The sequence below is a fragment of the Bacillus sp. V26 genome (genome assembly GCF_034296245.1).
GTDB classification, from domain to species: Bacteria; Bacillota; Bacilli; order Bacillales; family Bacillaceae; genus Bacillus; species Bacillus halotolerans.
Genome location: NZ_JAXKQF010000001.1, coordinates 142,177 through 155,203 on the forward strand (window position 1 = coordinate 142,177; position 13,027 = coordinate 155,203).

Below are 13,027 nucleotides of genomic sequence, written 5' to 3' on the forward strand. Positions count from 1 at the left end.
AGAGAGTGAACGTGAATGAAGGCGATATGGCACGGCGGTTTCATTTATACGATGCTCGAAGAAGGCCACCAAACGGAGGCTGTTTATGTTGAGGATGGTGTCATAAAAGGTACGGGCAGCTATGAGAGTCTGAAGAAGAAATACAGTTCACCGGAAACAAAAGACATCAGCTTGAACGGAGCAGTCATGTTTCCTGGATTTGTCGACAGTCATATGCATCTGATCGGGCACGGAGAAAAACAGCTCCAGCTTGATCTGTCTTCGTTTACATCTAAAGAAACTGTGCTGCAGGCTGCGAAGGCAAGAGAAGAGAGCCTGTCTGAAGACGATTGGCTCATTGGAGAGGGCTGGAATGAAAATCAATTCGAGAAGCCGGCTTATTTGACGAAGCATGACCTTGATCCTTTATTCCCGGACAGGCCCGTCCTGCTCAAGAGGGTATGCAGGCATGCAATAGCGGTCAATTCTGCGGCGCTGCAAGCCGCAGGAATTTCAAAAGCCACTCCTGATCCCGATGGCGGAGTGATTGGCAGAGATGCAGACGGCGAGCCGACGGGGCTTCTGTTTGATAAGGCGCAGGATCTGGTCCTGCAAGCCGTTCCGCCTGTATCTCAGCACTATGTTGATCAGGCGCTTACAGCGGCCATTCAGGATTGCTGGACAAAAGGCCTGACAGGCGGCCATTCGGAAGATTTGTCTTATTACGGCGATGTGTCCGTTCCGATGAAAGCTTATGAGAAGGCTGCGGCAAGCGGAAAGTATCCGTTTCGCTGTCATTTGCTCGTTCATCATGAAGCGGTTGATCGGTGGGAGCAAATGAAGAAGCCGTCTGGCCCGTACGTTGAATTCGGTGCGATGAAACTATTTTCTGATGGAGCGCTTGGCGGGAGAACAGCTTTGTTAAAAGAACCGTATCATGACGATCCTTCCACAAACGGTGTTCAAGTCCATGATGATGAAACACTCAGCCGCCTCATTCAAAAAGCGAGAGAGAAAGGAATGGAGGTTGCCGTCCATGCCATCGGCGACCTTGCCTTTGAAAAAGTGCTGCAGGCTGTCGAGCAGCATCCGCCAAAAAGCGGCCGGCATGATCGCCTGATCCATGCTCAGGTGCTGAATGATGAGCTGATTGAAAAAGCAGCACGCATGCCGATTGCTCTTGATCTTCAGCCTCATTTTGTCGCCAGTGATTTTCCGTGGGTGATTGACCGTCTTGGAGAAGGCCGTATGAAAACAGCTTTTGCTTGGAAAACACTGATCTCTAAAGGCATTTTATGTGCAGGGGGTTCTGATGCTCCGATTGAGCCTGTTGAGCCGCTTCTCGGCATTCAGTCTGCGGTGCTCCGGACAAGCAGCCGCGAACAGAACGGTCCGAGCTATAACGAAAGCGAGTGTTTAACAGTATATGAAGCTATCAGGCTTTATACAGCAGGAAGTGCTGAGATCATTTACAAAGAGCAGACACGAGGGAAAATAGCCGAAGGGTATGACGCGGATTTTACCGTTCTCAGTGAAGATCCGTTTACAATTGACCCGAAACAGCTTCATCTTTTAAAGATAGAAAAAACCGTTATCAACGGTCAGATTGTATATGAGAATCAACAGTAAAAAGGACAGGCGGATAGCCTGTCCTTTTCTTTTTCTATAAAAATGTCCGTTTTACTTTCTCCCAAAATGAATTGTCCTTTAGTTTCACTGTTTTTATTTTTTTATCAGACAGCTTGATTTCAATCGTTTTCACGTTTCTTGTGCTGAGTGCTTCATTGTCCAAACCGATAATCGGGTGTTCATTTCCGGCTTGCACCACACGAAGCGTCAGCTTTCGTTCAGAGCTGAGGACAAACGGAGAGCCTAGAGTGCGGTAGGTATTATTGTTAAGCGAAGCAAGCTCCGTCACCTGCATGCAGGGAAGCAGCGGATCAACGACGGCTCCGGCCACAGACTTATTATAAGCTGTGCTGCCTGTAGGCGTGGAAATAATCATCCCGTCTCCTCTGAACGTTTCGAAGTGCAGATCGTCAATCAGCACATCCATCACAAAGGTTTTAATTATGCTCGAACGAATGGAAACTTCGTTTAAACAATGAAAAGGACTTGTCTGATCCACTGTCACTTCAATCAGCGGATATTTTCTGACCTCAATTTGTTCAAACGTCATCGCATCCACCATTTTTTCATGCTCATCACTATTAAAATCACAGTATAAATGAGCTTTCCCCTTTTTGGTGATGCCGACGTATAAGCAGTCATCACGGAAATTCGTCTTTCTGACCGCCTGCAAAAATGTACCGTCTCCGCCTACACTGGCAATAATATTGGCGTCAGAAGGCTGATTGACAACAGTAAATCCGTTCTCTTCAGCCAATTGTGTTAAGGAGCTGACTTGTTTGTTTGTTTCCTGGTCCTGTTTGTGAAAAAAATAAACATTACGGCGATGATCGGTCATATCCCATTTCCCCTTTGCTGTCATATTTAAGTTTTTCTGCCATCCAGTATTTGTGATAAAATACCTTTGGTCATAAGTGTACCACGTTTGCCGGCAGCCCGTTAAGCCGGAGCTTTCTCATCAATGAAACATTTTTTCATTTGAATCGTATAATGAGAGAGTTTGGGAAAAAGGAGGAGAAAAAATGAATGCAAAAAGATGGATCGCATTAGTGATCGCCCTTGGAATTTTTGGCGTGTCCATCATCGTCAGTATCTCAATGAGTTTCTTTGAAAGTGTCAAGGGTGCTCAAACAGACCTTACGTCACTGACAGATGAATCCCAGGAAGTGACGCTTGAAAACGGAAGCCTTTCCAGCAAAATCGCCGTTTTGGAGGTCAGCGGCACCATTCAGGATAATGGTGATTCAAGCAGTCTGCTCGGTTCAGACGGGTATAACCACCGAACATTCTTAAAAAACCTTGAGCAGGCAAAAGAGGATGATGCGGTAAAAGGGATCGTACTCAAGGTAAACTCTCCGGGAGGCGGAGTGTATGAAAGCGCCGAAATACATAAAAAACTGGAAGAGGTAAAAAAAGAAACAAAAAAACCAATCTATGTGTCAATGGGATCGATGGCAGCTTCCGGAGGTTATTATATCTCAACAGCTGCCGATAAAATTTTTGCGACACCGGAAACCCTGACAGGATCTCTTGGGGTTATCATGGAGAGCGTGAATTACTCAAAGCTGGCTGATAAGCTCGGCATCTCTTTTGAGACCATTAAAAGCGGGGCTCACAAGGATATTATGTCTCCTTCCCGTGAGATGACAAAAGAAGAAAAAAATATCATGCAATCTATGGTTGATAACTCCTATGAAGGCTTTGTTGATGTCATTTCAGAAGGCCGCGGCATATCGAAAGCGGAGGTAAAGAAAATCGCGGACGGACGCGTGTATGACGGGCGGCAGGCGAAAAAACTGAATCTTGTGGATGAACTTGGATTTTATGATGATACAATTGCGGCCATGAAAAAGGACCATAAAAACTTGAAAAACGCTTCTGTCGTCTCTTACGAGGAAAGCTTCGGATTAGGCTCTCTGTTTACCATGGGAGCGAACAAAATGTTTAAAAGTGAAATTGATTTTCTGAATATGAGAGAAGTCCTTTCACAATCCGGTTCGCCGAGAATGATGTATCTCTATGCGAAGTAGGAGGGATCAATAATGGATGCGACATTTGAAGAGTTAGAGCGCAGCGACATCACAGGCCCGGATCAAGTGGAACAGCTCACACACGCATATGCGGGCTTTTGGGTCCGTTTTTGGGCTTTCCTGCTTGATTGGCTCGTTGTGTGGGGGTTAAACCATTTAATCGTTTCTCCCATCTTTACTTTACTGGATCTGCCGAAAACATCCGGCATGTTTACCATCTCAGCGTACAGCATCACAACGCTTTTCGTTTATCTGGCATATTTTGCGCTGATGACCAAATACTTCAGGCAAACGCTCGGAAAAATGGTGTTCGGCCTCAAAGTAATTTCTGTCAAGCAGGGCCATAAGCTGACATGGAGCACTGTGATTTTCCGTGAAGTGGTCGGGCGGTATATTGATAAGATTTGGATTTTATATATCGTCGTCGCTTTTTCTCCTAAAAAACAGGGGATTCACGATTACATTGCTGATACAACTGTGGTGCACGAAAAATTATATCGTAAATAACAGCCAAACCCGGACCCCGTCCGGGTTTATTTTTTGCTGAATGGGCGATAATGCTTCCTAGAGGAAGTGAAGAATATGGTATATGTGCTGTCAGCCATTCTTATTCTTATAGGTATCGTGCTGCTTCTCAGAATGAAAATTCATGTTGCCGCGGAGTATCTTCATGCTGAGGATAATGACAAAATAACTTTGAAAATTACAACGCTGTTTGGCCTGGTTCGGATTAAAAAAACAATTCCGGCGATTAAGGTGAACAAAGATGACGGAACAGTCGATATCAGACAGAACACAAAATCGAAAGTGAAAAAAAGCAGCAGCAAGAAAAAAATTACGTTTGATGATGTGCAGCAAAGCATCAATAAAATTGAAATGCTTCTGCATCATGTCACCAAGTTAAGGAAAATCAGCGCCTCTTTTATGGCGCATTTGCATATCACAAAACTCGAATGGATCACAGTTGTCGGGGTTCATGACGCAGCAGTGACAGGTGTGTTAACGGGTGCCGTATGGGGAGTCAAAGGCGGTATCGCAGCTATGCTTCATGACCATTTAGACTTTGTGAATAAGCCTGTTTATGAAGTGATTCCATCGTTTCAAGTCCCTGTTTCCAAGACCCATTTTCAGTGTATATTCTTTTTTCGCTTTGGACATGCTATGCTTGCAGCTTTCAAATTCGTCAAATACGGACGGGAGCTTTCTGTATTAAAGAAAAATCCGTCGGCTCGAATGACTTCAAAGAATGATTCATCAGTTTAAGGAGGAAGCGTATATGGCAGACCATCCCATCCAAGGTTTAATGAAAACCGCAATGGAAAACTTGAAGGAAATGATTGATGTTAACACAATCATCGGGGATCCGGTTGAAACACCGGATGGAAGCGTGATTTTAACCGTTTCTAAAGTCGGATTCGGATTCGCCGCAGGCGGCAGCGAGTTTGGCGGCAAGCCGGCTGAGAAAAAATCGGAAGACGATGAAACAAGAGAACAAAAACTGCCCTTCGGAGGCGGAAGCGGAGGCGGTGTGTCCATTACGCCGATCGCGTTTTTAATTGTCGGTTCGACTGGCATCAGAATGCTTCATTTAGATGAAAATACTCATTTGATTGAGAAAATTCTAGACGCAGCCCCTCAAACACTGGAACGCATACAGCAAATGTTTAAGAAAAATAACAAGAATCAAAACCAAGGCCAAAATCAAAACCAAATGAACAATATGAATTATTAAAGAAGGGTTAACTGCGGCGGCCGCAGTTAACTTTTTTTTGGCATAAACTTTGCAGTTTGCAAGAAACTTTACTATGATAGAGACATACATACGAAAGGGAGGAATTATAATGGCTGAAATTACATTTAAAGGCGGTCCGGTTACGCTTGTCGGACAAGAAGTGAAAGTAGGGGATCAAGCTCCTGATTTCACAGTGCTGACAAACAGCCTTGAAGAAAAATCGTTAGCTGACATGAAAGGAAAAGTAACGATTATTTCTGTTATCCCTTCAATTGACACAGGCGTTTGCGATGCACAAACCCGCCGTTTTAACGAAGAGGCTGCAAAGCTTGGAGATGTTAATGTTTATACAATCAGTGCGGACCTTCCATTTGCACAGGCGCGCTGGTGCGGAGCAAACGGAATTGACAAAGTAGAAACTCTGTCAGACCACAAAGACATGTCATTTGGCGAAGCGTTCGGTGTATACATAAAAGAACTTCGTCTGCTTGCGCGTTCCGTATTTGTGCTTGATGAGAACGGAAAAGTCGTTTACGCTGAATATGTAAGCGAAGCAACGAACCACCCGAATTATGAAGAGCCGATTGAGGCTGCCAAGGCATTATTGAAGTAAGCAGGTGAAAAAAGCTCCAGGCTGCCGCCGGAGCTTTTTTCATGGCAAGGAGGAACACATTATGCAAAACGATCATGTAGGTGCGGTATACGGGCTGCTGGATGATGCCGCGATCATCATAAAAAATGAATTGCAGATTTCATATATAGAAGCGCTTGCCGAAGCGGGAGAAATGTATTTTCTTGAAAAAACGGATCAGCTGAAGCTGCCGAAGGAGAAGGCTGAAAAGCTTCAAGCACTGCTTGAAAAAGCCGAATTTGACACATATGAGCACGAGTGGGTGCGCAAAGCATTCCAGCTTGCCGTCCTAAAGGGATTAAAGGATATATCCCATCCAAACAGACAAATGACGCCGGACACAATCGGGCTTTTTATCAGTTATCTGGTAAATAAATTTATGGCAGGAAAAAAGGAGTTAACGCTTCTTGATCCGGCTGTCGGAACGGGAAATCTTCTGTTCACCGTGTTAAACCAGCTGTCTGAAAATACGGCGAAAAGCTATGGCATAGAGATAGATGACGTGCTCTTGAAAATCGCCTATGATCAGGCGAACCTTCTAAAAAAAGAGCTGGAACTGTTCCACCAGGACAGCCTCGAGCCGCTGTTTATCGATCCGGTTGACACAGTGATATGCGATCTGCCGGTTGGCTATTATCCGAATGACGAAGGGGCAAAAGCCTTTGAACTGAAAGCGGATGAAGGCCATTCCTTCGCCCATCATTTGTTTATTGAGCAAAGCGTCAAGCATACGAAACCGGGCGGCTACCTGTTCTTTATGATCCCGAATCATTTGTTTGAAAGCTCTCAAAGCAACAAGCTGAAGCAGTTTTTCAAGGACAAGGTTCATATCAATGCACTATTGCAGCTGCCGAAATCAATTTTTAAAGACGAAGCCCATGCCAAAAGTATCCTTGTGCTTCAGAAAACGGATGAAGAGACGAAAGCGCCAAACCAAATTCTGCTTGCGAATCTGCCGTCTTTCTCCAACCAGAAGGCGATGCTCGATATGATGGCGCAAATAGATGCGTGGTTTACTAAGGAAAAATAGAAAATGAAAAACAGTTTGAGCGTCCGTCATATGAGGAAGCTTAAGCTGTTTTTTTTGTATGGATATCTGGGGGCAGATAAACGAATTGAATAGGGTTTCAAAACACAAAATACGAAAGGAGAAACTGCCGAATGTAAGCGTTAATCAATGTTAAGCGCATAGGTAATGTGTCTGAAAATAACGACTTCTTATTGTAAGCGTTATCAATACACAAGTTGACTTGAAAAGCCGACATGACAATGTTTAAATGGAAAAGTCAGATATTTTTCGGGAGAAAATGATGATTCACCCGGGAAAAAAGTACGAAAAACGAAGATGTTGATACAGAGTAAAAAGGAGCGTCAATCATGTCCAAAATTATTGCAATTAACGCAGGAAGCTCGTCTTTGAAATTTCAGCTTTTCGAAATGCCTTCAGAAACCGTTTTAACGAAGGGCTTAGTTGAACGAATCGGTATCGCCGACAGTGTGTTCACGATTTCTGTAAACGGCGAAAAAAATACAGAAGTAACTGATATACCTGATCATGCGGTAGCGGTTAAAATGCTGCTTAATAAGCTGACAGAATTCGGCATTATCAAAGATTTAAATGAAATTGACGGAATTGGACACCGCGTGGTACACGGCGGAGAAAAATTCAGCGATTCCGTTTTATTAACGGACGAAACAATTCAGGAGATCGAAGACATTTCTGAATTGGCGCCGCTGCACAACCCGGCAAATATCGTCGGAATTAAAGCCTTCAAAGAAGTGCTTCCAAATGTTCCTGCGGTTGCTGTTTTTGATACGGCATTCCACCAAACAATGCCTGAACAGTCTTACCTGTACAGCCTGCCATACGAATACTATGAAAAATTCGGTATCCGTAAATACGGCTTCCACGGCACTTCTCATAAATATGTGACTGAGCGTGCGGCAGAGCTTCTCGGCCGTCCGTTAAAAGATTTACGCCTGATTTCCTGCCACCTTGGCAACGGCGCAAGTATTGCAGCTGTTGAAGGCGGAAAATCAATTGATACATCTATGGGCTTCACGCCGCTTGCCGGTGTTGCAATGGGTACACGCTCTGGAAACATCGATCCTGCCCTTATCCCATACATTATGGAGAAAACAGGCCAGACAGCTGACGAAGTACTGAATACATTAAACAAAAAAAGCGGACTGCTTGGCATCTCCGGTTTCTCAAGCGATCTTCGTGACATCGTTGAAGCAACGAAACAAGGAAATGAGCGCGCGGAAACTGCGCTTGAAGTCTTTGCGAGCCGCATCCACAAATACATCGGTTCTTACGCTGCCAGAATGAGCGGTGTTGATGCGATTATCTTTACTGCCGGTATCGGTGAAAACAGCGTAGAAGTCAGAGAACGCGTTCTTCGCGGTCTGGAATTTATGGGTGTATACTGGGATCCTGCGCTTAATAACGTACGCGGTGAGGAAGCGTTCATCAGCTACCCTCATTCTCCAGTAAAAGTTATGATCATTCCGACTGATGAGGAAGTCATGATTGCACGAGACGTTGTTCGTTTAGCTAAATAATGCAAAAAGCACATTCTCTTGAATGTGCTTTTTTGTTGAAGCATGATAAAGGTAGACAAAAAACAAAGAGGTGAGCCAATGAGCGTTCAAGAGCATAAACAAGAAGCACCCGATGTTGTCCGGTGCAAAGTGATTACTGTCAGTGATACGAGAACGGAAGAAACGGATAAAAGCGGCAGGCTGATGATCTCATTTTTAGAAGAAGCCGGCCATCAGATCGCTGCATATGAAATTGTAAAAGACGAAAAGGATGCTCTGCAGCGTGCTGTGCTTGCGGGCTGTATGGATGAACATACAGACGCGGTACTCTTAAACGGGGGGACAGGCATAGCGAATCGTGATGTCACAATTGAAGCCATTACGCCGTTGTTTTCTAAAGAGCTGCCCGGCTTTGGAGAAATATTCAGGATGCTCAGTTATACAGAAGACATCGGCTCCAGTGCGATCATGTCAAGAGCCACAGCCGGCGTTATCCAACATACAGCCGTTTTTTCAACGCCAGGCTCCAGCGGTGCGGTAAAGCTGGCGATGAATAAGCTGATTATTCCGGAGATCGCCCATGTGGTCAGAGAAATCAGAAAAGACAAGTAAATGAATAAATACTACGGAACTTCACCTGGAAAAATGGGTGAAGTTTTTTTAATAAAAGGCTTGAAAAAAAGGAACTTACTTGTTAAAGTGTATACATACAAAATGTATTTTTATTAAATATAATTTATTTTTATACAAAAGAAACAGGGTTGAGAGGAGATTTTTATCATGGCAGAACAGAAAAAAGTCGTATTAGCATACTCAGGGGGTCTCGACACTTCCGTCGCGATAAAATGGCTTCAAGAGCAAGGGTATAATGTCATCGCCTGCTGTCTGGATGTCGGCGAAGGCAAGGACTTGGCGTTTGTTCAACAAAAAGCGCTTGAAGTCGGCGCAACAAATTCTTACGTGATCGATGCAAAAGAAGAATTCGCCCAGGATTACGCGCTGTTATCTTTGCAGGCTCACACGATGTATGAAGGGAAATATCCGCTCGTGTCCGCATTGTCTCGGCCGCTTATTGCAAAAAAATTAGTTGAGATCGCAGAAAAAGAAGAGGCGCAGGCAATTGCGCACGGATGCACAGGGAAAGGAAATGACCAGGTGCGTTTTGAGGTATCAATTAAATCATTGAATCCTGACCTTGAAGTCATCGCTCCGGTTCGGGAATGGCAATGGTCTCGTGAAGAAGAAATTGAATATGCGGCAAGCCGCGGCATTCCGATTCCGATTAATCTTGACAGCCCATATTCCATTGATCAAAACCTTTGGGGACGCGCAAATGAGTGCGGCATTTTAGAAGATCCGTGGGCTGCTCCGCCAGAAGGAGCATACGACCTTACAGCGCCGCTGGAAAAAACACCGGATACACCGGAAGTCATAGAAATCGCATTTGAACAAGGCGTGCCTGTATCCATCGACGGCGTCTCTTACTCACTTTCTGAATTAATTTTAAAACTGAACGAAATTGCAGGCGCGCATGGTGTCGGACGTATCGACCACGTAGAAAACCGCCTTGTCGGCATTAAATCCCGTGAAGTATACGAATGCCCGGGTGCAATGACCCTTATCAAAGCACACAAAGAACTGGAAGATTTGACATTAGTGAAAGAGGTCGCGCACTTTAAACCGGCCATCGAACAAAAGCTGTCAGAAATCATTTACAACGGCTTATGGTTCTCGCCTTTAAAAGACGCGCTGCACGCTTTCTTAAAAGAAACGCAAAAACACGTTACAGGCATCGTTCGCGTGAAGCTGTTTAAAGGCCATGCGATTGTAGAGGGGCGTAAATCAGAATACTCTCTATATGATGAAAAGCTTGCAACATATACAAAAGACGATGCGTTTGACCACCATGCGGCAATCGGATTTATCGAGCTTTGGGGACTTCCGACAAAAGTGAACAGCATCGTGAAAAAGAAGGAGCAGATTAAAGCATGAAGAAGCTTTGGGGAGGCCGATTCCAAAAAACACCGGAAAAATGGGTCGACGAATTCGGCGCGTCCATATCATTTGACCAACATTTAGTGACCGAAGACATTACAGGGTCTCTCGCACATGCTGCCATGCTGAAAAAATGCGGTATCCTGACAGAAGAAGAAGAGCTGAAAATCCGTGAGGGACTGAATGCCCTTTTGCAAAAAGCAGAAGACGGTGCATTAGAGTTCTCAGTTGATTATGAAGATATTCATTTGAACATTGAGAAAATGCTCATTGACGAAATCGGCCCTCTCGGCGGCAAGCTGCATACCGGAAGAAGCCGGAATGACCAGGTGGCAACTGACATGCATTTGTACCTGAAAAACCATGTCACTCACATTATCGAGCTGCTAGAGGCATTCCAAGGCGCGCTCATTGATAAGGCAGAAGCAAATGTTGAAACCATTCTGCCGGGCTACACTCATCTTCAGCGCGCCCAGCCGATTTCATTCGCTCACCATCTGCTTGCGTATTTCTGGATGCTGGAGCGCGACAAGGAACGTTTTCAGGATTCAATGAAGCGGATCAACAAATCTCCGCTCGGATGCGGAGCGCTCGCGGGTACCACCTTCCCGATCGATCGTGAGTATTCAGCAGAGCTGCTCGGCTTTGATACCATTTATGAAAACAGCCTCGACGGCGTCAGCGACAGAGATTTCATTTTGGAATTTTTAAGCAACAGCAGCATGCTGATGATGCACCTTTCCCGTTTCTCTGAAGAAATCATTCTGTGGTGCTCGCAGGAGTTTAAATTCATTGAGCTAGACGATACGTATGCAACGGGAAGCAGCATGATGCCGCAGAAGAAAAACCCGGATATGGCTGAGCTGATCCGCGGCAAAACAGGGCGCGTGTACGGTGACATGATAGGGCTGTTTACGATCATGAAAGGCCTTCCGCTCGCATATAACAAAGACCTGCAGGAAGACAAAGAGGGCATGTTTGACACGGTGAAAACGGTCGAAGGCAGCCTGCAAATCTTCACAGGCATGATTCAAACAATGACTGTTAACAAAGACGTCATGAAGCAAGCGACAAAACAAGACTTTTCAAATGCGACGGAACTGGCTGATTATTTAGCGAAGAAAGGAATGCCATTCAGAGAAGCGCACGAAGTGGTCGGAAAGCTTGTGTATACATGCATCGAAAAAGGAATCTATTTAAGCGACATGCCGTTTGACGATTTTCAGAAGGCGAGCGATCTCTTCGAAGAGGATATTTACACTGTTTTGGATCCTTATCATGCGGTCGAAAAAAGAATGAGCGCAGGAGGCACGGGCTTCAAACAGGTAGAGGAGGCGCTCGTAAAGGCGAAAGCTTGCGTGGCTGCCGGAGTTTGTTAAAATTTCCTTCATAAAATCCCGTCATTATAGCCAACCTACCCCTATAATGATGGGAGGCAGAAGGATGAAAAAAGAACCGGAACGCTATATTTATGATGAACAAGAAAGCCAGGAGACAACAAGGCTCATTTCCGAAGCATATCAAAGCGGTTATGTGGATATCCCGGATCAAGAGCCTTCATCTTCTGCGGAATAAGCTGTCTATTATAGGCAGCTTTTTTTGTATGGCAAAGTGTAAAAAGTGATATTGACGGCCTTTTATAGTAAAGTAGAAGAAGAAACACTTTATTGAAAAGCGGCGACGTTGCTTTGGGAGGTATTCATGTGCGACATGCTTTAATTACTGCCGGTTCGAAGGGATTAGGCCGCAAAGTGACTGAAACATTGCTTGCAAAGGGGTATTCAGTAACAGTGAATTACAGGCAGGATGAAGAGGCAGTAAGCCGCCTGAAGGAAGCCTGTCCTGATTACCTTGACCGGCTGCAATTTGTAAAAGGTGATGTCACCAAAAAAGAAGATTTGCTGCGCATCGCAGACGCTGCCTTGGACCGCTTCGGGAGAATTGACTTTTTGATTAACAACGCGGGGCCATACATATTTGAACGAAAAAAGTTAGCTGATTATACCGATGACGAATGGTACGATATGCTGGAAGGGAATTTAAGCGCCGTCTTTCACTTATTCAAAGCGGTTATTCCGGTCATGAGAAAACAGCAATTCGGGCGTATCATCACGTACGGATTTCAAGGCGCGGCACACGCACCCGGCTGGCTTCACCGCTCCGCTTTCGGCGCCGCAAAAGTGGGATTGGCTTCTTTAACAAAAACAATTGCGATAGAAGAAGCTGAATCGGGCATAACCGCTAATATGGTTTGCCCGGGCGACATTGTCGGCGACATGAAGGAAGCGTCAATTGAGGAAGCCAGACAGCGTATCGGCAAAGAAAAAACGCCGATAGGAAGATCCGGCACCGGTGAAGATATCGCCAGAATCATTGCCTTTTTGTGCGAAGAGAACTCAGACCTGGTGACAGGAACTGTAATTGAAGCAACCGGGGGCCTCAATGTGATTAACAAGAATCAATCCACATAAGTTTTTCAGCATCTTA

Annotated in this window: 14 protein-coding genes; 13 read left to right on the forward strand and 1 reads right to left on the reverse strand. The window is 45.0% G+C overall.

Features of this window, described 5'->3' with window-relative positions:
• The first annotated feature begins 15 nt into the window (after positions 1-15).
• Positions 16-1,608, forward strand: coding sequence for an amidohydrolase (locus UJ203_RS00795; RefSeq protein WP_322008408.1), 1,593 nt, complete (start codon positions 16-18; stop codon positions 1,606-1,608).
• 34 nt (positions 1,609-1,642) lie between these two features.
• On the opposite strand, the gene UJ203_RS00800 is transcribed toward UJ203_RS00795, so the two are convergent.
• Positions 1,643-2,446 (reverse strand): NAD kinase, encoded by an 804-nt coding sequence (locus UJ203_RS00800; RefSeq protein ID WP_024122495.1) that lies wholly within the window; start codon positions 2,444-2,446, stop codon positions 1,643-1,645.
• A 184-nt stretch (positions 2,447-2,630) separates the two neighbouring features.
• Between UJ203_RS00800 and sppA the strand changes: the two genes are divergently transcribed.
• From sppA to UJ203_RS00860, 12 genes are all read left to right on the forward strand, one after another.
• A complete protein-coding gene (sppA, locus tag UJ203_RS00805; RefSeq protein ID WP_044153849.1) occupies positions 2,631-3,638 on the forward strand; it encodes a signal peptide peptidase SppA in 1,008 nt (335 codons plus the stop codon).
• A gap of 12 nt (positions 3,639-3,650) precedes the next feature.
• Positions 3,651-4,145: an RDD family protein gene (locus tag UJ203_RS00810; RefSeq protein WP_322008409.1), complete on the forward strand. Its 495-nt coding sequence runs from the start codon at positions 3,651-3,653 to the stop codon at positions 4,143-4,145.
• A 75-nt stretch (positions 4,146-4,220) separates the two neighbouring features.
• Positions 4,221-4,901, forward strand: a complete 681-nt coding sequence (locus UJ203_RS00815; protein WP_105953399.1) for a DUF2953 domain-containing protein — start codon at positions 4,221-4,223, stop codon at positions 4,899-4,901.
• A gap of 13 nt (positions 4,902-4,914) precedes the next feature.
• Positions 4,915-5,370: a GerW family sporulation protein gene (ytfJ, locus tag UJ203_RS00820; RefSeq protein WP_024122491.1), complete on the forward strand. Its 456-nt coding sequence runs from the start codon at positions 4,915-4,917 to the stop codon at positions 5,368-5,370.
• Positions 5,371-5,479: 109 nt separating this feature from the next.
• Complete coding sequence (tpx, locus tag UJ203_RS00825) at positions 5,480-5,983, forward strand: thiol peroxidase (RefSeq protein ID WP_010335298.1); 504 nt, start codon at positions 5,480-5,482, stop codon at positions 5,981-5,983.
• A gap of 61 nt (positions 5,984-6,044) precedes the next feature.
• Positions 6,045-7,031 carry a class I SAM-dependent methyltransferase gene (locus tag UJ203_RS00830; protein WP_322008410.1) on the forward strand — a complete coding sequence of 329 codons (987 nt, stop codon included), beginning with the start codon at positions 6,045-6,047 and terminating at the stop codon, positions 7,029-7,031.
• A 347-nt stretch (positions 7,032-7,378) separates the two neighbouring features.
• Complete coding sequence (locus UJ203_RS00835; protein ID WP_024122488.1) at positions 7,379-8,566, forward strand: acetate kinase; 1,188 nt, start codon at positions 7,379-7,381, stop codon at positions 8,564-8,566.
• A 78-nt stretch (positions 8,567-8,644) separates the two neighbouring features.
• The gene (locus UJ203_RS00840; protein ID WP_322008411.1) at positions 8,645-9,157 is read left to right on the forward strand and encodes a molybdenum cofactor biosynthesis protein B; all 513 of its coding nucleotides are present in this window, start codon (positions 8,645-8,647) and stop codon (positions 9,155-9,157) included.
• Between the two features lie 168 nt (positions 9,158-9,325).
• A complete protein-coding gene (locus UJ203_RS00845; protein ID WP_024122485.1) occupies positions 9,326-10,537 on the forward strand; it encodes an argininosuccinate synthase in 1,212 nt (403 codons plus the stop codon).
• Positions 10,534-11,919 (forward strand): argininosuccinate lyase, encoded by a 1,386-nt coding sequence (gene argH, locus UJ203_RS00850; protein WP_322008412.1) that lies wholly within the window; start codon positions 10,534-10,536, stop codon positions 11,917-11,919. Before UJ203_RS00845 ends, argH begins: the two co-directional genes overlap by 4 nt.
• A gap of 64 nt (positions 11,920-11,983) precedes the next feature.
• Positions 11,984-12,115: a hypothetical protein gene (locus tag UJ203_RS00855; RefSeq protein WP_010335290.1), complete on the forward strand. Its 132-nt coding sequence runs from the start codon at positions 11,984-11,986 to the stop codon at positions 12,113-12,115.
• A 128-nt stretch (positions 12,116-12,243) separates the two neighbouring features.
• On the forward strand, positions 12,244-13,011 hold the full coding sequence (locus UJ203_RS00860; protein ID WP_322008413.1) for an SDR family oxidoreductase: 768 nt from the start codon (positions 12,244-12,246) through the stop codon (positions 13,009-13,011).
• Positions 13,012-13,027: the final 16 nt, after the last annotated feature.